The organism is Serratia sp. OS31, assembly GCF_014164835.1.
GTDB classification, from domain to species: domain Bacteria; phylum Pseudomonadota; class Gammaproteobacteria; order Enterobacterales; family Enterobacteriaceae; genus Serratia; species Serratia liquefaciens_A.
Window position 1 is genome coordinate 1 of sequence record NZ_JACJFQ010000009.1, and the last position, 25,202, is coordinate 25,202.

Consider the following 25,202-nt stretch of genomic DNA (forward strand, 5'->3'; position numbering starts at 1 on the left):
GAATATATCTACGGATCCATTCCTACTAATAAAGATGAAAAGAAAGCTGGAGTTGAAAGACATTATATAGCTTGCGCAAAAAAACATTGCCAGTCAAAAACAATACTCAAAGTAGATATGAAAAGCTTTTTTGATAACATTCATAAAGATATAGTTATTGATATATTTAAGAGAGTGTTGAAATTTAAAGGTGATGCTTTAGATTATTTAGTTGATATATGCTGCTATCATGATGGAATAGTTCAAGGTGCTTTAACCTCAAGTTATTTAGCATCTTTGTGTCTTTTTGACTTAGAGGGCGATGTCTTTATAAGAGCTAAAAGAAAGAACCTTGTATACACACGTCTCGTGGATGATATAACAGTTTCCTCAAAAATAGTTGATTATGATATGGGGCAAATTTTGCAACATATAAGAAATATGTTGGCAGTAAAAGATTTGCCTATTAATGAAGTTAAAACAAAGGTTCACAATATATCAACTGAATCACTGAAGGTTCACGGTTTAAGAGTATCGTTTAGCACCCCAAGATTACCCTCAACTGAAGTTGGTAGAATTCGCTCGTCTGTTCATAATCTAGAAAAGTTGGCTAAAAAAAACAACTCTATAACCAGTGTTGCCTATAGGTTAGAGTATAATAGATGCGTTGGTCGAGTGAATAAACTTGGAAGATTAGAGCATAATAAGCATAAGGTTTATCTTGGGATGTTAAGAAAAATTATACCTAAAGCTTCTTTGTTGGATGTCGATAAAGTAACTAAAGCAGTAAGGTCACTAGAAACATCATTTAATAGTGGTTTTTCTGGTAAAAGAACATATGAACGAAAATATAATATTACGGTTTTTAATTTAATCATCTTAAGAAGAACCGAAGCATATAAATTAATTGCAGAACAATTAAATATTCGACTGGCAAGGGTAAAGCCATAATGTATAGGATAAAACTAGGATTAGATCCTGATATTGAACTTCTTATCACAATTTTCTTATTGGTTTTTTTAATAGGTTTTTGCGTAGGTGGTATTTCCTTTGCGTGCACAGTATACACGGAAAAACTATTTCAAAAAGAATTGTGCTTTACAAATAGTTGTCTTGGTTATTTCTTTTTAAGAAATAATGAAGTTATAAAGGTTTTTCAGCTTACTGCTTGGTTGTTAACATTCGTGGCAACTATCGGCGGGATTATTGTTGCCCTGCTGACATACAAATCGGGATTGAAAAATAATAGTCTCACGAATCACATATCTCATCTTAATATGTTCAGGGAATATGTTAATGCTGAAATATCAAAAAGAACGTTTATGTCTTCTGATAAAATAAATTTATTTAAATGGTATAATTTAATGTTCCCAAATTCTAAATCAGGAGATGTAACTGTTTCACATGAATATTCTATCAAAATTTCGGATATAAAAGGTGTTGTTGATAGTGCAAACCAAAAGATCTCTAATTCAGGAGAAAGATATATATATAACAATCATCAGATAGATCTAATAAATAAGATATCTGTAATTGGCATAAAAATGAGCACCGGCCCTAAAAATGAATTCATTCTAATTGAAGAGCAAATATTTGATTTAATTGATTGTATAAATATCACCTTTACGAATATAGATATTGAACTATCTTCAGTTCCAAGAAAATACATTTGATTTCCATTGGCATGAATTATATACGCTTGGATCATATCACGTTATTTTTATAAATATTTCGCATGGTTATAAGTTCCGCGAATTGGGTTCTTGTCAATATAAGAAAGTTGTATTTCAATCCAGGCACTATCAAAACCCTGCTCATTCTGTCAACGGAACTGGGCCGTAGACACCAAAATAAATCATTTTAGGTTACCCGCTAAGCGATATATGAATCGCCAGCCATTCACACCAGAAGTTTCTATGATCAAAGAGGCCCATAACTATCACGGAGTGTCAAAATTTCCGCCTGGTTTAGCGCGTTTATTTGGATATCACTAAGCGGCATATGAATAGCGCTCTATCTCGAACCTGAGTTATATACAAAAGAGTTAGGCCCTACTGAATTTTATGGAGCGAGCTCAGACTGAGTGGTAGCTTTAATTAATTTAAATTAATGACTTCGTATACGCTTTGAGCTGTCTGGAAGGTGAGAATTGTATCCCCTCTTATAGCCTGCGGCATATCGCCGAGAACTACTGGCAGCAGGAGTATGTGGCGGTAGGTATTCGCCTGCCGGCGCACGGTACGGTGCCGGGGGTACTGACCGATATTGAATGGCGCGACTGGCCGGCGGTAACGCGACTAGCCGTGCGCGCAGTCGCAGTAAAGCCGGGGGCGATAAGCCGCTGGGCATGATCTATCCAGCGGATATCTATTCGCTGTCGCACGTGGCGCTGCCATTCCCGGTGAGCGATTCGCTTTATGGCCGGTTCCCGGCTCAGCGCGGCGAATTCGGCATCAGCCTGGGCACGCTGGCAGCACGCGGCGAACGTTCAGTGCTGGTGGTTGATCTTGATTCGCTGATGCGTATCGCCTCCAACCCGTTTTTCCCCTACCTGCTGCAGCGTATCGATAACAAGCTTTAGGCGAACCCCAGGATGCTGAACGCATCGTCCTGCGGGCAGTAGCCGAGCAGGCGGGTGGTTTCCTCCAGCGACAGACGCTTATAGCGGTTGTTGGAAACGCCGTGTACCACCGCGTGGTGCACGCCTTCAATGCGCAGGCAGCGTTCAAGCAGATCGGCGGCGTCGCGGTGGCTGAGAAAAGCGCTCATATCACGGGCGCTGAGCTGCTCGCCGGGCTCTAGCGTGTTGAAATTGGCGATGCGTACCGACAGCGAAGACAGCCCCTCCTGATGGGCAAAATAGGCAGCGATGCCCTCGCCAAACGCTTTGCTGACCCCGTACAGATTTTTCGGCTTGGGCGCGTCCTGCGGCCGAATTTGGTAATCCAACGGATAGCCTTCCACCGCCTGCGCGCTGCTGGCGAACACCACGCGTTTGCAACCGGCGTCTTTCGCCGCGCGAAAGATATTGAAGGTGCCGAGGATATTGTTATCCATCAAGGAATTGCAGAAGTCGGCATCGGGGGAAGGATCGGCAGCCAGGTGCAGTACGGTATCGATATTGGCGCAGGCCGCCCGGCAGGCCTCGATATCGGCGATATCAAAGCTGATGATCTCGTCGTCCGGCTGCAGATTGTGCAACAGGCTGACGTCCCTTTCCGCCAGCCGCAGCTGATAGCGATTGCCGACGGATTGGCGGAATGCGGTGGCGACCCGGCCGCCCGCGCCGGTAATCAGAATTCGTCCAAATTCAGTACGCAAAGTCATGATCTCAGCAGTCCCTAAAGTCAAATACGCGGTGATCAGTAATAATCCCCTGCGTGACTTTTGTCCAGCATCAATTAGCTTGGCTGATGTTTTATGTCACCAATGGGCATTTTTTTTCGATGATATCGGCCAGGAAAGTCATCACCGCGCGTACGGCAACGGACCGCGCCAGATCGGGGTAGGTGACCAGCCACAGTTCGCGCGTCGGCGCGGCGATGGCGGTGGGTAATACCACCAATTCCGGGTCGCTATCGGCGACAAATGTCGGCAATACTACAGCCCCCAGTCCCGAACGTGCGGCTTCTTGCAGCGAGAACAGATCGCTGGCCTCAAAAACCACCGGGCGGCCCTGCAACAGCAGCTGCAACCACTGCTGGTGGGGCTGGTGTTGGTAGTGGTGGTCGTAGGCGATAAAGGCCCGTGCGGCTTCCGGCAGGGCTGCGTGCTGAGGTGTGGCGTACAGTGCGTAGCGCATCAAGCCGATGCGCTGAACCAGCAGATCCGGTTGCTGCGGTCGCACCATGCGCACCGCCACTTCAGCATCGCCCCGATCCAATTCGGCGATGGCCGATTCGCCGGATAATATCAACGTAATATGCGGAAAATCCTGATGAAACTGCGCAATTTGCGGTGCGATAATCCGTGCGGCAACCGACGGTGGCGCACTGATGCGTACCTGGGTTTGCGGTGTCTCGCCGGCGCTGCGCGCATGACGGACAATGGCGTGGCTTTGGTTTTCAATCTCGGCAGCCAGCCCGGCAATCATTTTGCCATCCTGTGTCAGCGGTGTGCTGCGTGGCAGGCGGAGGATTAGCCGCAGACCGAGCGCTTTCTCCATCGCTGCGACCCGACGGCCCACGGTAGCATGGTCGCAGCCCATTTCTCGCGCCGCTGCCGACAATGAACCGGTACGCGCCAGCACCACAAAGTGTTTTAAATCCTGCCAATCGAACATCAGTGAATTCCTGCACAGTATCGTTGCGAATTTATGGAATATTCACACAGAGCGGGGTGTGATTCAATGCCGTTATGTTTGAAACCAGATTGAATTATTCAATAAGGTAATCTTATGAATTTGCAACTGCAGGATCGCGTCGCGCTGGTGACCGGCGCCAGTGAAGGGATCGGTGCGGGTATGGTTCGGGTATTGGCGGCGCAGGGCGTTACCGTGGTGGCTACCGCCCGTCGTGAAGACCGCCTGCTGGCCCTGGCAGATGAGATCGAGAAAAATGGGAGTGTGCGTCCCTGCGTGATGGCGGCGGACATCACTGATACGAGAGCGCTCGACAGTATGCTTGCGCAGGTGGTGCAACGCTTTGGCACCATAGACATTGTGATTAATGCCGTCGGCGGCGCTCGTCCGACCGCATTGAACGAAGGGGACGCGGGCTGGGAAGAAGCCTTTGCCCTGAACTTTACGCCGGCGCGTCGGGTGACCCATGCATTGCTGCCCGGCATGCAGGCGCAGGGATGGGGGCGGATTATCAACATCAGTGGGTCGATGGAGCCACGCAGTTTGAACGCCGCCACTGCCGCTAAAGGCGCATTGCATCTGTGGGCCAAGGGGCTGGCGGGTGAGGTGGCGGCGCAGGGCATTACCGTCAATACGCTGCAGCCCGGGCGGATTAATAGCGAACAGGTGCGTGAAAAGCTGCATCCGACCGACGCTGCGCGCCTGGCATTTATCGAACAGAACATCCCGATCGGCTATTTTGGTGAGCCGGAAGACATGGCTTATCTGGCCGCGTTTCTTTGTTCCCCGCTCGCGCGGTATATCACCGGTGCAGTGATCCCGGTAGACGGTGGCATGCACTATTTCGCTCACTGACGCCGTTTTGTACGGCGGATCACAGTTCGGTAATTTGCCGCCGCAAGCCCTTGCCTCGACAAAAAGCCGGGTGTTAACGTCATAGCTCAGCCGATTTAGGGTTGTCACTGCTCCGGCAGGCAAAACCTAAACCTCGTGCTTCTGTCCCCTTTTGGGGCCCAGAGGCCATGAGGTTTAGGTTTTTTTTTGCGCTGAATTCCGTCGCGGCGATTGGCCACCGCTGAATGGGATTTGGCAGAACGCAGGATTGAAGGATATCGCGATGAAATATGAAGCATTAGCCAGTGAGATTTTGGCCGGCGTCGGTGGCCGCGACAACGTAAAAAGCCTGGTGCACTGCGCCACTCGCCTACGCTTCAAGCTGCGCGACAGCCGCCGTGCCGACGCCGCCGCCCTGAAAAAAAATCCGGGTGTGATCATGGTGGTGGAAAGCGGCGGGCAGTTTCAGGTGGTGGTAGGCAACCATGTGGCCGACGTCTACAACGCGGTCAATCAGGTGGGCGGCCTGAGCGAGCGTGAGGCGGTGACGGAAGATGGCGACAAAAAAGACAATCTGTTCAGCCGCTTTATCGACGTGGTCTCCGGCATTTTTACTCCGCTGCTGGGGGTAATGGCCGCTTCGGGGATCCTGAAAGGCTTCCTGGCATTGAGCCTGGCCTGCGGCTGGCTGCTGGAGAGCAGCGGCACCTTTAAAATGCTGTTTGCTGCCAGTGATGCGCTGTTTTACTTTTTGCCCATCATGCTCGGTTACACCGCTGGGAAAAAGTTTGGCGGTAACCCCTTCATTAGCATGGCGATCGGCGGTGCTTTGACCCACCCCCTGATGATGGCGGCGTTTGAAGCCGCCCAGCAGCCCGATGCGGTGCGGGAATATTTCTTCGGTATCCCGCTGACCTTTATCAACTACAGCTCGTCGGTCATTCCGATCATATTTGCCACCTGGATTTCGTGCCGCCTGGAGCCGCTGTTTAACCGGGTGATCCACAGCGCGGTCCGCAACTTTATTACGCCGCTGCTGTGCCTGGTGATCACCGTCCCGCTGACCTTCCTGCTGATCGGCCCGGCGGCCACCTGGCTCAGCCATCTGCTGGCCAACGGCTATCAGAGTATCTACGCCTTTAACCCGATTATTGCCGGTGCCTTTATGGGCGCGATGTGGCAGGTGTGCGTGATCTTCGGCCTGCACTGGGGACTGGTTCCCTTGATGATCAATAACCTGAGCGTGCTTGGCCGCGACACCATGGTGCCACTGCTGCTGCCGGCCGTGATGGGGCAGGTGGGGGCCACGCTGGGCGTGATGTTACGTATCCGCGACGCCAAACTCCGGGCGCTGGCGGGATCTGCTATCGGCGCAGGGATTTTTGGTATCACCGAGCCCGCCGTTTATGGCGTGACCCTGCCGAACAAGCGGCCGTTTATTTTCGGCTGTATCGGTGGTGCGCTGGGCGGAGCGGTGATCGGCTATTTCCACACGGCCACGTATTCCTTTGGGCTGGTGAACGTTTTCACCTTTGCGCAGATTATTCCCGCCGGTGGCTTTGACGCCACGGTGTGGGGCGCGATTGCCGGTACCTTGCTGTCGTTCTGCTTTGCGGCGGTGGCCAGCTATCTGTTCGGCGTGGTCCCCGTTGAAGTGGTCGCCGAGCAGGCGCCTGCCGCCCCGCTTAACCGCAAGCAGTCCGTCGTCAGCCCCATTGCCGGTGACGTGTTGCCGCTGGAGCAGGTAAACGACGCGACTTTCGCCAGCGGTTTATTGGGCAAAGGGGTAGCGATCGTCCCACTGCAGGGCCGGGTGGTGTCACCGGTCGCCGGGCACGTGGCCTCATTGTTTAAAACCCGTCACGCCATCGGCATTGAATCGGACGACGGCGCGGAGATTTTAATTCACGTCGGCATAGATACCGTCAAGCTCGACGGGCTGCATTTCAGCGCCCATGTGCGAGAGGGGGATCGGGTTATGCCAGGCGATCTGCTGATTGAGTTTGACCAGGCGGCGATCCGCGCCGCCGGCTTTGACACCACTACGCCGATCATCATCAGCAACAGCGATGACTACGTCGAGGTGTTGGCCAGTGGCGAGAGCAGGGTGCGGGAGCAGGCACCGCTGCTGACTTTATTACGTTAACCGAGGAGAAAACCATGAGCAGCAAATTTCCAGACCATTTTCTGTGGGGCGGTGCGGTAGCGGCTAATCAGGTGGAAGGGGCGTATCAGACCGACGGCAAAGGGCTGTCGACCTCTGATTTGCAGCCGCAGGGCATTTTCGGCGCGATTGTCCCACGGGTTGACGGCGACAGCGGCATCAAGGACGTGGCGATCGACTTTTACCATCGCTACCCGCAGGATATCGCGTTGTTCGCGGAGATGGGCTTCAAATGCCTGCGCACCTCCATCGCCTGGACGCGGATTTTCCCGCAGGGCGACGAGGACACGCCGAACGAGGCGGGTTTGGCGTTCTATGACCGATTTTTCGACGAAATGGCGAAGTACGGCATTCAACCGCTGATTACGCTGTCGCACTACGAGATGCCGTACGGGCTGGTGAAACGCTACGGCGGCTGGGGCAGCCGCAAAACCATCGGCTTTTTTGAACGCTACGCCCGCACGGTGTTCGAGCGCTACAAGCACAAGGTGAAGCACTGGCTGACCTTTAACGAGATCAATATGTCGCTGCATGCGCCCTTTACCGGCGTTGGCCTGGCAGAGGACAGCAGCAAGAGCGAGATTTACCAGGCCATTCATCATCAACTGGTGGCCAGCGCCAGGGCGGTAAAAGCCTGCCACGAAATCGTGCCGGACGGCAAAATCGGCAATATGCTGCTGGGCGGTATTGTCTATCCGCTGAGCTGCCGACCGGAGGACGTGCTGGAGACCCAGCGCCAGAACCGCGACTGGCTGTTCTTTGGTGACGTGCAGGCCCGTGGTGACTATCCGGCCTATATGCAACGCTACTTCCGCGAAAACGGCATCCAGATTGAGATCACTGCCGAAGACCGGCTGGCGCTGCGCGAGACCATCGATTTTATCTCCTTCAGCTATTACATGAGCGGCTGCGTCACCACCGACGAACAGCAAAACAACGCCGCCCGCGCCAACATTCTCAATATGGTGCCTAACCCGCATTTGGCCAGTTCGGAGTGGGGCTGGCAGATCGACCCCGTTGGCCTGCGTTATCTGCTGAACGTCTTGTACGATCGCTATCAGAAGCCGTTGTTTATCGTGGAGAACGGGTTGGGGGCCAAGGACCGTATCGAAGCCGACGGCAGTATCAACGACGACTACCGTATCGATTATCTCAACGATCATCTGGTGCAGGTGGCGGAAGCGATCGACGACGGCGTAGAAGTGATGGGCTACACCAGCTGGGGGCCGATCGATCTGGTCAGCGCTTCTAAAGCCGAAATGTCCAAACGCTACGGCTTTATTTATGTCGACCGCGACGATGCCGGTAACGGGAGCCTGGAGCGCCATCGTAAAAAGAGTTTTTACTGGTATCGCGATGTGATCAAAAGCAACGGTAACTCACTGAAAGAAAAAGCCTAAGTTTTACCCATTCACCCGGTGGCAATCACCGGGTCATGACCTTTATCTACTGCTGCCAATGTTTGGGGAATTCTCGCCCAGGGAATGCTGTTGCCCGCAGTCAGCGTAATATGCGGAGAAATATAATAATGAAATACCCATTACCTCACTCAATAACCTTCGCAGGATTATTGTGGGTCAGCGTTGGCGCACAGGCCGAAGCTTTGCAAACCGCCAAAGACGTGGAGGCGCCAACGCCCCAATGGCAAGGCGTGGCGCTCGGGCTCGAACCGCCACAACCCGGGTTGTTGGGCGACATGCTGGGGATCAGACCGATCCTCGAAGATCATGGTTTCCATTATAATCTGGGTTATCTCAGCCAGCTTTCCTATAACGCCGGCGGTGGATATAACCACGACCGGCAGGCGTCCTATATCGATCAGTTCTCGCTGACCTTCAGCCAGGACCTGCAGGCGTTGACCGGCATTCCGGATGCGGCGCTTGAAGGCAATATCGTTAACCGCAACCATGATAACAACCTGACGCGCGACCGCCTGCAGGATCCGCGCGTCAACCCGACCGACCTGTCCCAGGAAAGCTACGGCGGCCAGTCGATCACCCGGCTGGGCTGGCTGACCTTTAGCCGCAGTTTTCTTGAGCGTCGGCTGCAATGGCGCATAGGTATGATGAACAAGGTACAGGATTTCGATCAGATCATTCCTTGCGATTTCCAGACGCTGACGCTATGCGGCGGCAAGTCCGCCAACTCATTGACCTGGTATAACTGGAACGTCCACTACTGGGGCACCACGCTGCAATACAAACTGACGGACGGGTTGACCTTCAAAACCGGCCTGATGGAGCAGAACCCAAGCGCCCCAAGCCGCAGCCATGCCTGGAGCTGGTCGACCAAAGGCAGTAAAGGCCTGTTGCTGCCGATGGAACTGGAGCTGAAAACCCATGCGTTCAATCAGTTGCCGGGGGTTTATAACCTGGGAGTGTTGTTCACCAATGCCCGGCAACCAGATTTGTATGAGGGGGTTTCCGGCGGTCCGGGAGCGAGCGATCCGAACGGCTATCGCAGCCATGACCGCACCTGGTTCCTGTACAGCGGTTTTAACCAACAGCTAACGCGTCATCCGGATGATGCCAACCGGGGTCTAAGCCTGTTCTACAGCCTGGGATTGGCGGATCCGCGTTCCAACTATATGCATTACTCCACCTCAACCGGTATCCGCTACCGTGGATTGTTTGATGCGCGTCCGGACGATTGGCTGGGCCTGGGCGTTTCCATGGTCAAGTTGAGCGACCATTACCGGGATAATCAGCGTTACCTGAATCAACTCAACAACGCCACCGCGTATAACGATCCTAATTTCCGCCCGGTGCCAGGACATTCCGTGACGGCAGAACTCTACTATCGCTTCAACGTCACCCCCTGGCTGCAGCTGCAGCCGGGCCTACAATACTGGCATCATCCGGGGGGCGTAAGTGAAACGCAGGATGCCTGGGTGACGGCGTTGAAAACCGTAGTGACCTTCTGAGGATTACGCCGCATCGCTTTCCCGGTAACGCTGGCGTGCATGTTCGAACCAGCTTGCCGGGACGTTATGCGGCGGCAACAGCAGCTTTTCCAGACCCTGCTCGACGATATGGTTGGCCTGGCGCCACAGCGTCGGATCGCCTTCGGTCAGCACTTCCAGCAGACGCTGTTTTTCTATCAAATAAGTGCGCGCAAAATGGCTGTCGAATTCCAGCAGTGAACGGGTGTTGTCGATCAGATCGGCCAGTTTGATGGTTTTGGCCTGCGGCGAAGCGTTGGCGCTGTGCCGTCGATCGCGATTTTTGCGTTCGAAGCGGTTACCGCCGCCGGTGCCGCTGACGTTGGTCAGCATTGCCACCAGTTCTGCCACCTTTGGCCCAAAATGGCTTTCGATATCGCCGAGGGTGGTGGGCGTGTCCTCCACCGTGTCGTGCAGCCAGGCGGCAGCCAGCATTTCCTCGCTGTGCGGCACGCTGCTGACGATTTCCATTACCGCCTGCGGATGAACGATGTAGGGGTCATTGGTGTATTTGCGGCGCTGGTCGATTGCCGCATGCGCCTTGGTGGCGTAGCGGCGTGCGCGTTCTACCAGTGTGGTTGTCATATCCTTTTCCTCCGGCACAGCACCCTGCTGTGGCATCCCCTGCATTAAAAAAGGTAGCATATCGATTAAAAAATAGCTTGCGATTACATCGTGCACTATCTATATTCAAAACATGAAAAGTAAAAACCCTGAACACCCGGTAGCGAAAAACCTGCTGCTGCTCGATCAGCAGATGTGTTTTGCCCTGTACTCCGCCAATCTGGCGTTGCACAAGGTGTATCGCAAACTGCTGAGCCAGCTTGATCTCACCTACCCGCAGTACCTGGTGATGCTGGTGCTGTGGGAGCGGGACGAAATCACGGTTTCGGACATCGGCGAGCGGCTGTTTCTTGATTCCGCCACGCTGACGCCGCTGTTGAAGCGGCTCGAGACTGCAGGGCTGTTGTTGCGTTACCGCGCCACGACCGATGAGCGGCAGGTGATCATCGCGTTAACTGACGCCGGGCGCGCGCTGCGTGAAAAAGCGCAGGCGGTGCCGGAAGCGGTGATGTGCGCCACCGATTGCAGCCTCGATGAAATCGTTAATATCAAGCAGCAGCTCGAAAAGCTGCGCGGCAAGCTGATCGATCAGATTTGACGAACGGGGTGCCAGACGCAGGATCGGCGATCCTGCGCTACACTGAAGTAAGTGGATAATTTAAGTAGTGCACGATTTAATCGTGAAAGATAGACCTGTGATCGGGTTCAGCCAATTGGATCCGATGTGATGCCTCCAACCAAAAGAAGGAATGATTTATGTCGATTGAAAAAGTTGTTTACCGCGCTCATGCCACAGCAACCGGTGGCCGCGATGGCCGTGCGACCTCATCCGACGGCGTGTTGGATGTCAAACTGGGCGTGCCGAAAGAAATGGGTGGCGCGGGCGGTGAAGTCACCAACCCGGAGCAGCTGTTTGCTGCCGGTTACTCGGCCTGTTTCCTCGGCGCGCTGAAGTTTGTTGCGGCGAAAGAAAAGGTGAAAATTCCTGCCGAAGCCAAAATTGATGGCACCGTCGGCATCGGTGAAATCCCCAACGGTTTCGGTATTGAAGTGCAGCTGGATATCAGCCTGCCGGGTATCGAGCGCAGCGTGGCGGAAGACCTGGTGAAAAAAGCCCACGTGGTCTGCCCTTATTCCAACGCCACTCGTGGCAATATTGATGTCACCCTGAACGTTAAGTAAGTTTTTGCTGACGTTTAGCAAAAGTGGAGGGGTTATCCCCTCCCTTATCTGGTTCTGCCCCCGCCTTTGCACTTCTCACAGAAAATGAAAAAAATGTTCATTTTTTGAGAATTCACTTGATTATTACCCCCAAAATAGCGCTTATTGCCGATCGGCTGAACCTGAGGCCGCATTGAATGTCTGACTGATTCAGAACTGTTATCGTCCCCCGGAGCCACCGCGTTACATGAACAAAGTTAAATCGCTTTCACAGCAGAATTTATCGTTATTGTTAGCGATTTATATCGGCATATTTTTAAACCTTTCCGTTTTCTATCGTCGCTTTGATTCGTTTTCGCACGGCATTCAGGGGATTAAGGTTATTTCTGCGGTAACGGAAGTTATCGCTATCGTGCTGTTCACCTTCTTTATTATGCGGTTGGTCTCGCTCGGCGGTCGGCTGTTTTACCGCATTGTCGCCTCGTTACTGGTGCTGATTTCCGTTGCCGCCAGCTATTACATGACGTTCTTCAACGTGGTGATTGGCTACGGCATCGTGGTTTCGGTCATGACCACGGATATCGACCTGTCAAAAGAAGTGGTCGGCATGCACTTCGTGCTGTGGATGCTGGTGCTCAGCGCCTTGCCGCTGTTGTGCATTTGGAAAAACAACCTGCGCTACACGCTGATCGAACAGCTGAAAACCCCAGGACACCGGGTGAAACCGCTGGCGGTGCTGGTGGCGGTGGTGGCGCTGGTTTGGTTGCCGTTGCGCATGCTGGATAGCGAGCAGAGCGCGCAGGAAAAAATCACCAATGTGGATTTGCCAAGCTACGGTGGCGTAGTGGCGCACTCCTATTTACCTTCCAACTGGCTGTCGGCGCTGGGTCTGTTTGCCTATACCCGTTATGACGAAAGCCAGGATCAGGCTAATTTGTTTGACCCGGCCAAGAACTTTACCTATGTGCCGCCGGCCGATATCGATGACACCTACGTAGTGTTTATTATCGGTGAAACCACGCGCTGGGATCACATGGGGATACTGGGTTACGACCGTGACACTACGCCACGGCTGTCCAAAGAGAAAAATCTGGTCGCGTTCCGCGGTGAATCCTGCGATACCTCGACCAAACTTTCTTTGCGCTGTATGTTCGTGCGGGAAGGCGGTACGTCAGACAACCCGCAGCGTACGTTGAAAGAGCAGAACGTGTTTGCGGTGCTGAAAGATTTGGGCTTCACCTCGGAGCTGTTCGCCATGCAGAGCGAAGTCTGGTTCTACAACAATACCGAAGTGAACAACTATTCGTTCCGTGAAATGATCGCCTCCGAGAAACGCAACGACGGTAAATCGGTTGACGATATGCTGTTGGTGGACGAAATGAAGGAGTCGCTGGCCCGTTATCCGCAGGGCAAGCACATGGTGATCCTGCACACCAAAGGCTCGCATTACCTCTATTCACAGCGTTATCCGCGTAGCTACGCCCGCTACCAACCGGAGTGTACCGGCGTCGACAATTTCTGTTCTAAAGAGCAATTGGTCAACGCTTTCGATAACTCGGTGTTATATACCGACACCTTTATCGCCAACGTGATTGATCAGGTGCGTGAGAAGAAGGCGATTGTGTTCTATTCGTCTGACCACGGCGAATCGATAGGCGAGAATTCGCACCTGCACGGTACGCCGCGTGAAATGGCACCACCGGAGCAGTTCCGCGTGCCAATGATGGTCTGGGCATCTGACAAATTCCTGGAAGATCCTCAGCATCGCGGCGCGTTTGAGCAACTGCAGGCCCAGCAGCGCGTGGGCAAAACCCATCGTCACGTAGAGCTGTTCGATACCATTCTCGGTTGCCTCGGTTATACCTCGCCGAACGGCGGCATCGTGGCGAAAAATAACTGGTGTAATATGCCGCAGGAAAAAACGCCGGCGGCACGGCTGTAACCTCTTCAATACCGGGCGCACTGCGCCCGGTAAAATCCGTTAATACCTTCCCTTCATTAATTAATCCGGCACAGGCTTACGGTATATACCCGTCATCTTTCAAGTTGCAGCGTTGTTACCTGCTTACAAGACCTCTCCGTGGGTCTTGCCCCTTCGGGGCCGCTGCAAGCAGCGTTCAAATCAGTTCCCGACAGATTTGTCGTTCACCCCAGTTACTTACTTAAGTAAGCGCCTGGGGATGAACGAGCTGGGCGCCTAGCTGCAACTTGAAAGCTATAGGGTATACTTGCGCACTTTCCCCCTCGAACCGGAGATTTCCATGACCTTGCGCGTGGCGTTTATTGACGATCATGACATTGTGCGATCGGGCTTTGTGCAACTGCTGTCGCTTGAGGCGGATATTCAGGTGGTAGGGGAGTTTAGCAGTGCCGCTCAGGCGCGCGCCGGGTTGCCTGGTCTGGAGGCGGAAATCTGCATCTGCGATATTTCGATGCCGGATGGCAGCGGGTTGGATTTGCTGGCGGACATCCCTTCCGGTATTCGGGTGGTGATGCTGTCGATGCATGACAACCCGGCGCTGGTGGAAATGGCGCTGGAGCGCGGCGCCTGCGGTTTCTTGTCCAAACGCTGCAAGCCGGAAGATTTGATCACGGCGGTGCGTACCGTCGCCAGCGGCGGCGTGTATCTGATGCCTGAAATCGCCCAGCAGTTGGCGCGGGTGAAGGTGGATCCCCTCACGCGTCGCGAACGCGAGATCGCGCTGTTACTGGCCCAGGGGCAGGAGGTGCGGGAGATTGCCGTCGCCCTGGGGCTATCGCCGAAAACGGTCCACGTGCATCGCGCCAATCTGTTCGCCAAGCTGGGCATCAACAATAACGTCGAACTGGCGAAGCGGATGCTGAATCTGTGATGCAACGCCTGATCACCCAACTGGCGCTGTTTTTCATTTATGCCACCAGTGCGTTTTGCCTGTGGGGGATCGGTACCGCGCTGATCGACCCGCCCTGGCAGGCGCTGCTGCTGTTCCCGTTTGGCCTGCGCCTGGGCATTCTGCTGCAAAGTCCTTATCGCTTCTGGCCGGGGATCTTGCTGGCCGACCTGCTGCTGATGGTATTGCTGGCGGATCAGTTCGGTTACGGGCCGGCGTTGTGGGCTTCGGTGGTGGTGCTGGCGTTGACGGTGCTGCTCAGCCTGGTCGCTTCCCCCTGGCTGCTGCGTCATCAACAAAACGACAGCGAATGGCAATGGCCGCTGATGCAGGGCGCGGTGGTGGCGGTCGCAGCACTGCTGCAGGCGCTGGTGTGGCAGGTGGTGAACGGCGAGGGCGCCCGTGCGCTGTTGCTTGGGCTGGCGGGCGGTTTCACCATTGCCCCGACCTGCCTGCTGTTGTGGCACTATCTGGCGCGGCAAATCTGGGTACCGCTCGAACCGGGCCTGATCCATAAACCGGTCACGCTGCGGTTGCGGCATCTGGCCACCTATCTGCTGCTGTTTGCGCTCAGTATCTGGCTGCAACAGCAGGTGAATGCCGCCGAGCTGCGTCGCTTTGCGCCGTTTTGTCTGGCCATCCCCATCGTCTTCATGTCGTACCGCTACGGTTGGCAGGGGGCACTGTTGGCGACGCTGCTTAATGGCGTGGTGTTGGTCGCCAACGAGCCACCGCAGCCCGAGTCGCATCGCGATCTGCTGCTGTCGCTGCTGGCCCAGAGCCTGACCGGGCTGCTGCTCGGGGCCGGTATTCAACGCCAGCGCGAGTTGAATCAGCAACTGCGGCTGCGATTGACGGAAAACCGCCAACTGGCGCGCGCGCTGGTGACGGCGGAAGAGCAAACCCGGCGGGAGGTTGCGCGAGAACTGCATGATGAGGTCGGCCAGACCATCACAGTTATCCGTACCCAGGCCAGTATTATCAAGCGTCTGGCGCCACAGCCGCCGGTGATCGGCTGTGCAGAAGCGATAGATACGCTGGCGCTGCGGGTGTATGACGGCGTTCACGACGTGCTGACCCAACTGTGGCCCGCCGCGCTGAATAACCTGCCGCTGTCGGCGGCGGTGGCGGCGATGCTGCGTGAGTCGCTACCGCAAGATACGTCGCTGGTGAGCACGATGCAGTGGCAGGTGCCGGATGAGCTGCTGGATGAAACGCTGAAAATTACCCTCTACCGGGTCTGTCAGGAGGGAGTGACCAATGTTTGTCGTCACGCGGCTGCCAGCCGCATTGAGCTGGATGCGCGCCTTCGTCACCGTAAAGGGCGACCGCCGCAAATCCTGCTGACCATTCGCGATAACGGCGTCGGTATCGATTTGGCCGACCATGAGCCGGGTTACGGCCTGCGCGGCATGCAAGAGCGCATTAGCGCACTGGGAGGCCAGCTGCGGCTGACGTCGGAGCATGGCACCTGTTTGAATGTGATCTTACCCACAGTTTCAACGGCAGAAGCGCCAAACTAGGAAATACTCCTAACTGCGTCGGGAATCCGGCGTAAGTCATTTTCGCGCGCGCGCAGCATGATAGCGGCACTTTTCCTATTCTCTGAGGTTTCACATGTGGTCTTTCCTTAAAAGCCGCCAGGATGTGCCGCCGGTCACCGATCAAAAACAGATCGATGCCAGCTATAAATACTGGCGTATCCAGCTGATGTGGACGATGTACATCGGCTATGCCGCGTTTTACTTCACGCGCAAAAGCTTCAACTTCATCATGCCGGCAATGCTGAGCGATCTTGGCCTGACGATGTCCGATGTCGGCATCCTGGGTACGCTGTTTTACATCACCTACGGCTGCTCGAAATTTATCTCAGGCATGATCAGCGATCGTTCCAACCCGCGCTATTTTATGGGCCTGGGTCTGATCATGACCGGCATACTGAATATCTTCTTCGGGCTCAGCTCTTCGTTGCTGATGCTGGGTACGCTGTGGATCCTCAACGCCTTCTTCCAGGGCTGGGGCTGGCCGCCCTGTTCCAAGATCCTTACAAGCTGGTATTCCCGCTCCGAACGCGGCAGTTGGTGGGCTATCTGGAACACTTCGCACAACTTCGGTGGCGCGCTGATCCCGCTGCTGGTCGGTTTTATCTCGCTGCACTTCAGCTGGCGCTACGGCATGATTATTCCGGGCATCATCGGCGTGGTATTGGGCCTGCTGATGTGTTGGCGCCTGCGTGACAAGCCTTCTACCATGGGGCTGCCTAGCGTGGGTAAATGGCGCAACGACGCCATGGAACTGGTGCAGGAATCGGAAGGCCAGGGCCTGACCAACCGGGAAATCATCAAGCGTTACGTGCTGACCAACAAGTACATCTGGCTGCTGGCGGTGTCTTACGTGCTGGTATACATCGTACGTACGGCGATCAACGACTGGGGCAACCTGTATCTGACGCAGGAAAAAGGCTATTCGCTGATGACCGCCAACTCGGCGATTTCGCTGTTCGAAGTGGGTGGCTTTATCGGCTCGCTGGTAGCCGGTTGGGGCTACGACAAGCTGTTCCGCGGTAACCGCGGACCAATGAACCTGATTTTCGCCATCGGTATCTTCCTGTCGGTGGCGGCGCTGTGGCTCATGCCGGGCGTGACTTTCCTGCTGCAGGCTGCCTGCTTCTTTGCTATCGGCTTCTTTATCTTTGGCCCGCAGATGCTGATCGGCATGGCGGCGGCGGAATGTTCGCACAAGGATGCCGCCGGGGCGGCGACCGGTTTCGTCGGCCTGTTTGCCTATCTGGGGGCGGCACTGTCCGGCTACCCGATTGCCCGCATCATGGAAATCTGGCACTGGAACGGCTTCTTCGTGGTGATCTCTATCGCCGCCTGCCTGTCCGCGCTGTTCCTGCTGCCGTTCTTACGTGCGCAATCACCGGCGCTGAAAACCGCCAAGGCATGATGCAAAAGCGCGGTACAGGGCATCGTACTGCGCTTTATGACGCTTTTATCGCCACTTGGCGGGCTGGGTTGAAAAAGTGATTGACGCGTATTATCCCCAGCAGTAAGATGCGCCCCGCATCGGCGAGTAGCGCAGCTTGGTAGCGCAACTGGTTTGGGACCAGTGGGTCGGAGGTTCGAATCCTCTCTCGCCGACCACATTCAAAAAAACCCGCTTTTAGCGGGTTTTTTTACATCTGTAGTTTATAGGATGAGAACCTCCGAAGGAGGTTTGAGCCGAGCGCAGCGAGACAACGTTGCTTTAGCAACGGCCCGCAGGGCTGCATCGCAGATGCAGTAATCCTCTCTCGCCGACCACATTTGAAAAACCTGCTTTATAAGCAGGTTTTTTTTCGCCTGTCATTTGCCCTTCAGGCCGCTTTTCCGGTGACGAAGTCAAAATGAATTTCGTCATAAGAGAAGATAATTTTCGCACCTTTCTTATCTAAAACGCCGGCATTCAGTAGTGCTTGCACATCCGTATGTACGGCTTTGAAATCCCGGTTTAGTCGTCTGGAAAGCTCTCGAATCGACATAGCTTCTGCACCGGTCATTATTTCCAGCAGAGTCATCCGATTAGCGTTCAGCAAGACATAAGTCAGCGTTTTGACATCGGGGAATATCAGCCTGTTGCCCATCTCCTTACCGGATAAAGCTTTGGCAAAATCAGTCTTCAACCCCTCTATTGCCTGTTGGACAGGCATTACACTTACCCTCAGAGTGCGCATTTCGGCCTCCTTAGCTGGTTCACTTCTGCAATAAAGTCGTCAACCAGTTGATTAATATCGATAAAACTTATCGAGATCTCAACGGTGTCCAGATGCTTATGGTCACCTTTGCCTGCCTCGATGTCATAGCGTAATACGCATTTATCCTCAACCACATAGGCCAGGCGATATTTGTACTTGTGGTTGCTGCCTCTTACCGCGGGAGTGACGGTCCCAGACAACCAGACTGAGCAAACTGTTTGTATCCAGCCAAATACGCCTGTTCATTACGAGTGTCGCTGGCATTGAACATTCCTTGTTGATGTTTACGCTACCATCAATTTAAATTTGATGTCAATGATGACATCAGCCCTATGACAAATATTTATCCTTTCCCGGAAATTAATTCACATTCCTTATTCCTATTGGTCGCGGTGATTCATTATTAAATAAATTCATCGCTGCTCAATAAAACCCGCTTGATAGCCATCTTGTTTTAATGATTATTTTATCTATAGTCTGAATACACGAAATGGGAATGATAGATTTCCGTTGAGTGGAAAGATGAATGCTTATTTATTTGACTTTAATCGGCCAGGATTATTGCGGGATTATTTTGTTCCGACAATGGGTGGCCATGATTAATTATTTTATGTTTATCCTCTCGGAATAAAGGAATCAGTTATGCGCAAATTTAATAAACCGCTGTTGGCGTTGCTGATCGGCAGCACGCTGTGCTCTGCGGCGCAGGCCGCTGCACCGGGCAAACCTACGTTGGCCTGGGGTAATACCAAATTCGCCATTGTCGAAGTCGATCAAGCGGCGACGGCTTATAATAATCTGGTGAAAGTAAAAAATGCCGCCGACGTTTCTGTTTCATGGAATTTATGGAATGGCGATACCGGTACTACGGCAAAAGTATTATTAAATGGCAAAGAAGTTTGGAGCGGTGCCTCAACCGGTGCTTCGGGAACTGCAAACTTTAAGGTGAATAAAGGCGGCCGTTATCAAATGCAGGTGGCGTTATGCAATGCCGACGGCTGTACCGCCAGCGATGCAACCGAAATTGTGGTGGCAGATACCGACGGCAGCCATTTGGCGCCTTTAAAAGAACCTTTGTTGGAAAAGAATAAGCCTTATAAACAAGACTCCGGCAAAGTGGTCGGTTCTTATTTCGTTGAATGGGGCGTTTACGGCCGTAATTTCACCGTTGACAAACTTCCGGCTCAGAACCTGACGCACCTGCTGTACGGCTTTATTCCTATCTGCGGCGGTGACGGCATCAACGACAGCCTGAAAGAGATCGAAGGCAGCTTCCAGGCGTTACAGCGTTCCTGTCAGGGGCGTGAAGACTTTAAGGTGTCGATCCACGATCCGTTTGCTGCGCTGCAGAAAGGCCAGAAGGGCGTGACCGCCTGGGATGACCCCTACAAAGGTAACTTCGGTCAGTTGATGGCGTTGAAACAGGCCCGCCCGGACCTGAAAATCCTGCCGTCGATCGGTGGCTGGACGTTGTCCGATCCGTTCTTCTTTATGGGCGACAAGGTGAAGCGCGACCGCTTCGTCGGCTCGGTGAAGGAGTTCCTGCAAACCTGGAAGTTCTTTGACGGCGTAGATATCGACTGGGAATTCCCGGGCGGGCAGGGTGCTAACCCGAAACTGGGCAGTACGCAGGATGGGGCAACCTATGTGCAACTGATGAAAGAGCTGCGCACCATGCTGGATCAGCTTTCGGCGGAAACCGGCCGTAAGTATGAACTGACCGCTGCGATCAGCGCCGGCAAGGATAAAATCGACAAGGTGGATTACAACACCGCACAAAACTCAATGGATCACATTTTCCTGATGAGCTACGACTTCTATGGGGCATTCGATCTGAAAAACCTCGGCCACCAGACTGCGCTGAAAGCGCCGGCCTGGAAACCGGATACGGCGTATACCACGGTGAATGGCGTTAATGCACTGCTCACGCAGGGCGTGAAGCCGGGCAAAATTGTGGTGGGCACCGCCATGTACGGTCGCGGCTGGACCGGGGTGAACGGTTACCAGAACAACATTCCGTTTACCGGCACCGCCACCGGCCCGGTGAAAGGCACCTGGGAAAACGGCATCGTGGATTACCGCCAGATCGCCAATGAGTTTATGAGCGGCGAATGGCAGTACAGTTACGATGCTACCGCTGAAGCGCCTTATGTCTTCAAACCTTCCACAGGCGATCTGATCACCTTTGATGATGCTCGCTCAGTGCAGGCGAAAGGCAAGTATGTGCTGGATAAGCAGTTGGGTGGACTGTTCTCATGGGAAATTGACGCTGACAACGGCGATATTCTGAACAATATGAACAGCAGCCTGGGCAACAGCGTCGGTACGCCATAACTCGGTTGTAGTACGTTGCCGGGGGATATCCCTTCGCCCCCGGCGTTTTGACAGACGAAAGTTTTTTAACGGCGCATAGATTGTGGCACTGGCCCGATCAAAAAGGCCACTGACACCTCACTCTTTCGGGTAGGGGATCAGCATTTCATCCTGTATTTAACGCAGATCACAAAAATAACCGTTCAGATATTCATCATTCAGCAACAAACTTTTTTAGTTTTTTATCGGAGTTAAACACCAGTAACTTTCTTCAGTGCAGCCTATCGAACTAAAAATGTCCGTGTAGCATAATTTTTAATGCTGTAACTGTTAAAGAAAGGTTTTTTTTATGTTTGTTTGCTGTTTCTCACAGTCTGTGTAAATCCCTACTGGTTATATTGACGACACCCCAAACAGTTGGCAATTTGGTAGCCTCAGGGGTAAGAGCGAGAGTTGTTTGAGTGAATTCCACGCGCTCAGACGCCCCCACCGGGACGCGTTCCACCCGGCTCTCTCGCGCAATTATCCCTCCCAGCCTTCGGGCACCGACTGCACAGGCCGCGCAATAAAAAATACAGGCTCTGGCGGTAAAACACACATCACATCACATAATGGAGCACTAGCGATGACAAGTTCCTTGGGAAAAACAGGGATTCTGAAATTCGGTATTGGGCTGATTGCGTTGACCGTTGCGGCCAGCGTGCAAGCCAAGACTCTGGTTTACTGTTCTGAAGGTTCCCCGGAAGGGTTCAACCCGCAGTTGTTCACCTCGGGTACCACCTATGACGCCAGCTCGGTGCCGATTTACAACCGCCTGGTCGAATTCAAAATCGGCACCACCGAGCTGCAGCCGGGCCTGGCTGAAAAATGGGACGTCAGCGAAGACGGCAAAGTCTACACCTTCCACCTGCGCAAAGGCGTGAAGTGGCAGAGCAGCAAAGATTTCAAACCGACCCGTGACTTCAACGCCGACGACGTAGTGTTCTCCTTCGAACGCCAGTTGGACGCGAATAATGCCTATCACAAAGTCTCCGGCGGCAGCTATGAGTACTTTGAAGGCATGGACATGCCGAAACTGATCGCCAAAATCGAGAAAGTGGACGATTCCACCGTTCGTTTCGTGCTGAACCGTCCGGAAGCCCCGTTTGTGGCTGACCTGGGTATGGACTTCGCTTCTATTCTGTCTGCCGAATACGCCGACGTGATGATGAAAGCCGGCACCCCGGAAAAAGTTGACCTGAACCCCATCGGTACCGGTCCGTTCCAACTGCTGCAATATCAGAAAGACTCCAAAATCCTTTATAAGGCATTCGACGGTTTCTGGGGCACCAAGCCGAAGATCGACCGTTTAGTGTTCTCTATCACGCCAGACGCTTCAGTGCGTTACGCCAAACTGCAGAAAAACGAATGTCAGGTGATGCCGTTCCCGAACCCGGCTGACATCGCGCGCATGAAGCAGGACAAAACCATCAACCTGATGGAACAACCGGGGCTGAACGTTGGCTACCTGTCGTTCAACGTTGAGAAAAAACCGCTGGATAACCTGAAGGTGCGTCAGGCGTTGACCCTGGCGGTCAACAAGCAGGCGATCATCGACGCGGTGTACCAGGGCGCAGGCCAGGCGGCTAAAAACCTGATCCCGCCGACCATGTGGGGCTATAACGACGCGGTGAAGGATTACACCTACGATCCGGTCAAGGCCAAAGAGCTGCTGAAAGAAGCGGGCATGGCAGACGGCTTCGCCATCGATCTGTGGGCTATGCCGGTACAACGTCCGTACAACCCGAACGCGCGCCGCATGGCGGAAATGATCCAGTCTGACTGGGCGAAAATCGGCGTGAAAGCCAAAATCGTGACCTATGAGTGGGGCGAATACCTCAAGCGCGCCAAAGCGGGCGAGCATCAGACGGTGATGATGGGCTGGACCGGCGACAACGGGGATCCGGACAACTTCTTCGCCACGCTGTTTAGCTGTGCCGCGGCGAAAGATGGCTCCAACTATTCTCGCTGGTGCTACAAGCCGTTTGAGGATCTGATCCAACCGGCACGCGCTGAATCGAACCACGACAAACGCATCGAACTGTACAAACAGGCTCAGGTAGTGATGCACGATCAGGCTCCGGCACTGATTGTCGCCCACTCCACCGTTTACGAGCCAGTGCGTAAAGAAGTGAAGGGCTATGTTGTGGATCCGCTTGGTAAGCATCACTTTGAGAATGTCTCTCTAGATTAATTCTGGCCGTTAGGCCGGCGACACACGAATGGACTTGGCAGGGGCGCAACAGGTTGCGCTTCTGCTGACCAGTCTCCGGCGTACGGCATCAGGGTTGTTCAAAGTGTGTGAGCTTTAATAAGCCTGGCGGACGATGAGCTGCCGGGCATTTTATACAGAGAGTTCGGGATATGTTGCAGTTCATACTCCGACGTTTGGGGTTAGTTATCCCAACGTTTATCGGCATAACTTTGCTGACTTTTGCATTCGTCCATATGATCCCCGGTGACCCGGTGACCATCATGGCCGGGGAACGCGGGATCTCCGCAGAACGCCATGCGCAGTTGATGGCGGAAATGGGGCTGGATAAACCGCTCTATCAACAATATTTCTCTTACGTATCCAACGTGTTGCAGGGTGATTTGGGTACGTCCCTCAAAAGCCGCATCTCCGTTTGGGATGAGTTTGTTCCACGCTTCAAGGCCACGCTGGAATTAGGGTTCTGCGCGATGATTTTCGCCGTGCTGGTGGGGATCCCGGTGGGGGTGCTGGCGGCGGTCAGGCGAGGCTCAATATTCGATCATACCGCGGTGGGCATCTCCCTGACCGGCTACTCGATGCCGATTTTCTGGTGGGGCATGATGCTGATCATGCTGGTCTCGGTGCAGCTAAACCTGACGCCGGTATCGGGGCGGGTCAGCGACACGGTGTTCCTTGACGATACCTTGCCGTTAACCGGCTTTATGCTTATTGATACCCTGTTTTGGGGCGAACCGGGCGACTTCGCTGATGCCGTGATGCACATGATCCTGCCGGCTATCGTGCTCGGCACCATCCCGCTGGCGGTGATCGTGCGTATGACGCGCTCCTCAATGCTGGAAGTGTTGGGCGAAGATTACATCCGTACCGCGCGCGCCAAGGGCGTGAGCCGCATGCGGGTGATAGTGGTGCATGCGCTGCGCAATGCCTTGCTGCCGGTGGTGACGGTGATTGGTCTGCAGGTCGGCACCATGCTGGCCGGTGCGATCCTGACCGAAACCATCTTCTCCTGGCCGGGCCTGGGGCGCTGGCTGATGGATGCGCTGCAGCGTCGCGACTATCCGGTTGTTCAGGGCGGCGTTTTGCTGGTCGCCTGTATGATTATTCTGGTTAACCTGCTGGTAGACGTGCTCTACGGCGTGGTCAACCCGCGTATTCGCCACAAGAAATAAGGGGCGCTCTGATGTCTCAAGTCACTGAGTCTGTAGTTAAAGGTGCGCCGAAGCCCATGACCCCGTTTCAGGAGTTCTGGCACTATTTCAAGCGCAATAAAGGGGCCGTTGTCGGCCTGGTCTATATCATTGTGATGTTCGTTATCGCCATCGGTGCCGGGGTGCTGGCACCGCATGCGCCGGCGGATCAGTTCCGCGACGCGCTGCTTAAACCGCCGGTCTGGCAGGAAGGCGGCAGTTGGCAATATCTCCTCGGTACTGACGATGTAGGCCGCGACGTGTTGTCGCGCCTGATGTACGGCGCGCGGCTGTCGCTGTTGGTCGGCTGTCTGGTGGTGGTGCTTTCGCTGATCATGGGCGTAGTGCTGGGCCTGCTGGCGGGCTATTTCGGCGGCGTAGTGGATGCGATCATCATGCGTATCGTCGACATCATGTTGGCGTTGCCGAGTTTGCTGCTGGCGTTGGTGCTGGTGGCCATTTTCGGCCCGTCGATCGTCAACGCTTCGCTGGCGTTAACCTTCGTCGCCTTGCCGCACTACGTGCGACTGACGCGCGCGGCGGTCTTGGTGGAAGTAAACCGCGACTACGTCACCGCTTCACGCGTGGCGGGCGCTGGTGCGCTGCGCCAAATGTTTATCAACATCTTGCCAAACTGCCTGGCGCCGCTGATCGTCCAGGCTTCTCTTGGCTTCTCGAACGCCATTCTGGATATGGCCGCTCTCGGCTTCCTGGGCATGGGTGCGCAACCGCCAACGCCGGAGTGGGGCACCATGCTCTCCGACGTACTGCAGTTCGCCCAAAGCGCCTGGTGGGTGGTGACCTTCCCCGGCGTGGCGATTCTGCTGACGGTGCTTGCATTTAACCTGATGGGGGACGGCTTGCGTGACGCTCTCGACCCCAAACTCAAGCAGTAACAG

At 54.0% G+C, this 25,202-nt stretch carries 22 protein-coding genes, 1 tRNA gene, 1 other RNA gene and 2 pseudogenes; 20 read left to right on the forward strand and 6 right to left on the reverse strand.

Features of this window, described 5'->3' with window-relative positions; all coding sequences use genetic code 11:
• Nucleotides 1-930 (forward strand): reverse transcriptase family protein (locus H5P17_RS09855; RefSeq protein ID WP_182822631.1); only part of this gene is annotated, 930 nt, incomplete at its 5' end.
• Nucleotides 930-1,652, forward strand: coding sequence for a retron Ec48 family effector membrane protein (locus H5P17_RS09860; RefSeq protein WP_182822632.1), 723 nt, complete (start codon nt 930-932; stop codon nt 1,650-1,652). The genes H5P17_RS09855 and H5P17_RS09860, both read left to right, overlap by 1 nt.
• A gap of 47 nt (nt 1,653-1,699) precedes the next feature.
• Here the strand turns inward: H5P17_RS09860 and H5P17_RS26635 are convergent.
• Nucleotides 1,700-1,798: pseudogene (locus tag H5P17_RS26635) on the reverse strand (hypothetical protein); the annotation flags it as partial.
• 307 nt (nt 1,799-2,105) lie between these two features.
• On the opposite strand from H5P17_RS26635, the gene H5P17_RS09865 reads away from it, so the two are divergent.
• Both H5P17_RS09865 and H5P17_RS09870 read left to right on the forward strand, forming a co-directional pair.
• Complete coding sequence (locus H5P17_RS09865) at nt 2,106-2,330, forward strand: hypothetical protein (protein ID WP_182822783.1); 225 nt, start codon at nt 2,106-2,108, stop codon at nt 2,328-2,330.
• Nucleotides 2,318-2,560: pseudogene (locus H5P17_RS09870) on the forward strand (alpha/beta hydrolase); the annotation flags it as partial. The gene H5P17_RS09865 and the pseudogene H5P17_RS09870, both read left to right, overlap by 13 nt.
• Here the strand turns inward: H5P17_RS09870 and H5P17_RS09875 are convergent.
• Nucleotides 2,557-3,306: an NAD(P)-dependent oxidoreductase gene (locus H5P17_RS09875; protein WP_182822634.1), complete on the reverse strand. Its 750-nt coding sequence runs from the start codon at nt 3,304-3,306 to the stop codon at nt 2,557-2,559. The pseudogene H5P17_RS09870 and the gene H5P17_RS09875 sit on opposite strands and share 4 nt — an antisense overlap.
• Before the next feature lie 91 nt (nt 3,307-3,397).
• Complete coding sequence (locus H5P17_RS09880; protein WP_182822636.1) at nt 3,398-4,261, reverse strand: LysR family transcriptional regulator; 864 nt, start codon at nt 4,259-4,261, stop codon at nt 3,398-3,400.
• A 114-nt stretch (nt 4,262-4,375) separates the two neighbouring features.
• Here H5P17_RS09880 and H5P17_RS09885 point away from each other — a divergent pair, with 114 nt between their 5' ends.
• From H5P17_RS09885 to H5P17_RS09900, 4 genes are all read left to right on the forward strand, one after another.
• Nucleotides 4,376-5,134: an SDR family NAD(P)-dependent oxidoreductase gene (locus tag H5P17_RS09885; RefSeq protein ID WP_182822638.1), complete on the forward strand. Its 759-nt coding sequence runs from the start codon at nt 4,376-4,378 to the stop codon at nt 5,132-5,134.
• 262 nt (nt 5,135-5,396) lie between these two features.
• Nucleotides 5,397-7,259 carry a PTS beta-glucoside transporter subunit IIABC gene (gene bglF / locus H5P17_RS09890; protein ID WP_182822639.1) on the forward strand — a complete coding sequence of 621 codons (1,863 nt, stop codon included), beginning with the start codon at nt 5,397-5,399 and terminating at the stop codon, nt 7,257-7,259.
• Between the two features lie 14 nt (nt 7,260-7,273).
• Nucleotides 7,274-8,677, forward strand: a complete 1,404-nt coding sequence (locus H5P17_RS09895; protein WP_182822641.1) for a glycoside hydrolase family 1 protein — start codon at nt 7,274-7,276, stop codon at nt 8,675-8,677.
• A 128-nt stretch (nt 8,678-8,805) separates the two neighbouring features.
• A complete protein-coding gene (locus H5P17_RS09900; RefSeq protein ID WP_182822643.1) occupies nt 8,806-10,200 on the forward strand; it encodes a carbohydrate porin in 1,395 nt (464 codons plus the stop codon).
• A 3-nt stretch (nt 10,201-10,203) separates the two neighbouring features.
• Here H5P17_RS09900 and H5P17_RS09905 read toward each other — a convergent pair whose 3' ends face one another.
• Complete coding sequence (locus H5P17_RS09905) at nt 10,204-10,803, reverse strand: HD domain-containing protein (RefSeq protein ID WP_041415142.1); 600 nt, start codon at nt 10,801-10,803, stop codon at nt 10,204-10,206.
• Nucleotides 10,804-10,915: 112 nt separating this feature from the next.
• Between H5P17_RS09905 and H5P17_RS09910 the strand changes: the two genes are divergently transcribed.
• The 8 genes from H5P17_RS09910 (at nt 10,916) to H5P17_RS09945 (ending at nt 18,118) form a co-directional block, all read left to right on the forward strand.
• The gene (locus H5P17_RS09910; protein ID WP_020824719.1) at nt 10,916-11,380 is read left to right on the forward strand and encodes a MarR family winged helix-turn-helix transcriptional regulator; all 465 of its coding nucleotides are present in this window, start codon (nt 10,916-10,918) and stop codon (nt 11,378-11,380) included.
• A 158-nt stretch (nt 11,381-11,538) separates the two neighbouring features.
• Nucleotides 11,539-11,964: an organic hydroperoxide resistance protein gene (locus H5P17_RS09915; RefSeq protein WP_004934114.1), complete on the forward strand. Its 426-nt coding sequence runs from the start codon at nt 11,539-11,541 to the stop codon at nt 11,962-11,964.
• Nucleotides 11,965-12,190: 226 nt separating this feature from the next.
• Nucleotides 12,191-13,885, forward strand: coding sequence for a kdo(2)-lipid A phosphoethanolamine 7''-transferase (gene eptB, locus H5P17_RS09920; protein ID WP_182822645.1), 1,695 nt, complete (start codon nt 12,191-12,193; stop codon nt 13,883-13,885).
• Between the two features lie 319 nt (nt 13,886-14,204).
• Complete coding sequence (gene uhpA, locus H5P17_RS09925; protein ID WP_020824721.1) at nt 14,205-14,795, forward strand: transcriptional regulator UhpA; 591 nt, start codon at nt 14,205-14,207, stop codon at nt 14,793-14,795.
• Nucleotides 14,795-16,336, forward strand: coding sequence for a signal transduction histidine-protein kinase/phosphatase UhpB (gene uhpB / locus H5P17_RS09930; RefSeq protein ID WP_182822776.1), 1,542 nt, complete (start codon nt 14,795-14,797; stop codon nt 16,334-16,336). The genes uhpA and uhpB overlap by 1 nt, the downstream gene beginning before the upstream one ends.
• 94 nt (nt 16,337-16,430) lie before the next feature.
• Complete coding sequence (locus H5P17_RS09935; protein WP_182822647.1) at nt 16,431-17,762, forward strand: MFS transporter; 1,332 nt, start codon at nt 16,431-16,433, stop codon at nt 17,760-17,762.
• Between the two features lie 120 nt (nt 17,763-17,882).
• A tRNA-Pro gene (locus H5P17_RS09940) sits at nt 17,883-17,959 on the forward strand.
• A gap of 31 nt (nt 17,960-17,990) precedes the next feature.
• Nucleotides 17,991-18,118: non-coding RNA, RtT sRNA (locus H5P17_RS09945), on the forward strand.
• 53 nt (nt 18,119-18,171) lie between these two features.
• Here the strand turns inward: H5P17_RS09945 and H5P17_RS09950 are convergent.
• Nucleotides 18,172-18,504 (reverse strand): transcriptional regulator, encoded by a 333-nt coding sequence (locus tag H5P17_RS09950; protein ID WP_255477887.1) that lies wholly within the window; start codon nt 18,502-18,504, stop codon nt 18,172-18,174.
• Nucleotides 18,505-18,515: 11 nt separating this feature from the next.
• Nucleotides 18,516-18,683 carry a DUF6516 family protein gene (locus tag H5P17_RS26545; protein ID WP_370570034.1) on the reverse strand — a complete coding sequence of 56 codons (168 nt, stop codon included), beginning with the start codon at nt 18,681-18,683 and terminating at the stop codon, nt 18,516-18,518.
• Nucleotides 18,684-19,191: 508 nt separating this feature from the next.
• Here H5P17_RS26545 and H5P17_RS09955 point away from each other — a divergent pair.
• The 4 genes from H5P17_RS09955 (at nt 19,192) to dppC (ending at nt 25,199) form a co-directional block, all read left to right on the forward strand.
• A complete protein-coding gene (locus tag H5P17_RS09955) occupies nt 19,192-20,883 on the forward strand; it encodes a glycosyl hydrolase family 18 protein (protein WP_182822651.1) in 1,692 nt (563 codons plus the stop codon).
• Nucleotides 20,884-21,487: 604 nt separating this feature from the next.
• Entirely contained in the window at nt 21,488-23,095 is a 1,608-nt protein-coding gene (gene dppA / locus H5P17_RS09960) for a dipeptide ABC transporter periplasmic-binding protein DppA (protein ID WP_020824727.1), read from the forward strand.
• Nucleotides 23,096-23,265: 170 nt separating this feature from the next.
• The gene (gene dppB, locus H5P17_RS09965) at nt 23,266-24,285 is read left to right on the forward strand and encodes a dipeptide ABC transporter permease DppB (RefSeq protein ID WP_182822653.1); all 1,020 of its coding nucleotides are present in this window, start codon (nt 23,266-23,268) and stop codon (nt 24,283-24,285) included.
• 11 nt (nt 24,286-24,296) lie between these two features.
• Entirely contained in the window at nt 24,297-25,199 is a 903-nt protein-coding gene (gene dppC, locus H5P17_RS09970; RefSeq protein ID WP_182822655.1) for a dipeptide ABC transporter permease DppC, read from the forward strand.
• Nucleotides 25,200-25,202: the final 3 nt, after the last annotated feature.

Excerpts from the sequence above, each read along its gene's own strand:
- H5P17_RS09895 (WP_182822641.1), top strand. The coding sequence starts at position 7,274 with ATGAGCAGCAAATTTCCAGACCATTTTCTGTGGGGCGGTGCGGTAGCG.
- uhpB (WP_182822776.1), top strand. The coding sequence starts at position 14,795 with ATGCAACGCCTGATCACCCAACTGGCGCTGTTTTTCATTTATGCCACC.
- H5P17_RS09950 (WP_255477887.1), bottom strand. The coding sequence starts at position 18,504 with ATGCCTGTCCAACAGGCAATAGAGGGGTTGAAGACTGATTTTGCCAAA.
- H5P17_RS09900 (WP_182822643.1), top strand. The coding sequence starts at position 8,806 with ATGAAATACCCATTACCTCACTCAATAACCTTCGCAGGATTATTGTGG.
- uhpA (WP_020824721.1), top strand. The coding sequence starts at position 14,205 with ATGACCTTGCGCGTGGCGTTTATTGACGATCATGACATTGTGCGATCG.
- H5P17_RS09875 (WP_182822634.1), bottom strand. The coding sequence starts at position 3,306 with ATGACTTTGCGTACTGAATTTGGACGAATTCTGATTACCGGCGCGGGC.
- dppC (WP_182822655.1), top strand. The coding sequence starts at position 24,297 with ATGTCTCAAGTCACTGAGTCTGTAGTTAAAGGTGCGCCGAAGCCCATG.
- dppB (WP_182822653.1), top strand. The coding sequence starts at position 23,266 with ATGTTGCAGTTCATACTCCGACGTTTGGGGTTAGTTATCCCAACGTTT.
- H5P17_RS09935 (WP_182822647.1), top strand. The coding sequence starts at position 16,431 with ATGTGGTCTTTCCTTAAAAGCCGCCAGGATGTGCCGCCGGTCACCGAT.
- H5P17_RS09885 (WP_182822638.1), top strand. The coding sequence starts at position 4,376 with ATGAATTTGCAACTGCAGGATCGCGTCGCGCTGGTGACCGGCGCCAGT.
- eptB (WP_182822645.1), top strand. The coding sequence starts at position 12,191 with ATGAACAAAGTTAAATCGCTTTCACAGCAGAATTTATCGTTATTGTTA.
- H5P17_RS09915 (WP_004934114.1), top strand. The coding sequence starts at position 11,539 with ATGTCGATTGAAAAAGTTGTTTACCGCGCTCATGCCACAGCAACCGGT.
- H5P17_RS09860 (WP_182822632.1), top strand. The coding sequence starts at position 930 with ATGTATAGGATAAAACTAGGATTAGATCCTGATATTGAACTTCTTATC.
- H5P17_RS09910 (WP_020824719.1), top strand. The coding sequence starts at position 10,916 with ATGAAAAGTAAAAACCCTGAACACCCGGTAGCGAAAAACCTGCTGCTG.
- H5P17_RS09905 (WP_041415142.1), bottom strand. The coding sequence starts at position 10,803 with ATGACAACCACACTGGTAGAACGCGCACGCCGCTACGCCACCAAGGCG.
- H5P17_RS09880 (WP_182822636.1), bottom strand. The coding sequence starts at position 4,261 with ATGTTCGATTGGCAGGATTTAAAACACTTTGTGGTGCTGGCGCGTACC.
- bglF (WP_182822639.1), top strand. The coding sequence starts at position 5,397 with ATGAAATATGAAGCATTAGCCAGTGAGATTTTGGCCGGCGTCGGTGGC.
- dppA (WP_020824727.1), top strand. The coding sequence starts at position 21,488 with ATGACAAGTTCCTTGGGAAAAACAGGGATTCTGAAATTCGGTATTGGG.
- H5P17_RS09955 (WP_182822651.1), top strand. The coding sequence starts at position 19,192 with ATGCGCAAATTTAATAAACCGCTGTTGGCGTTGCTGATCGGCAGCACG.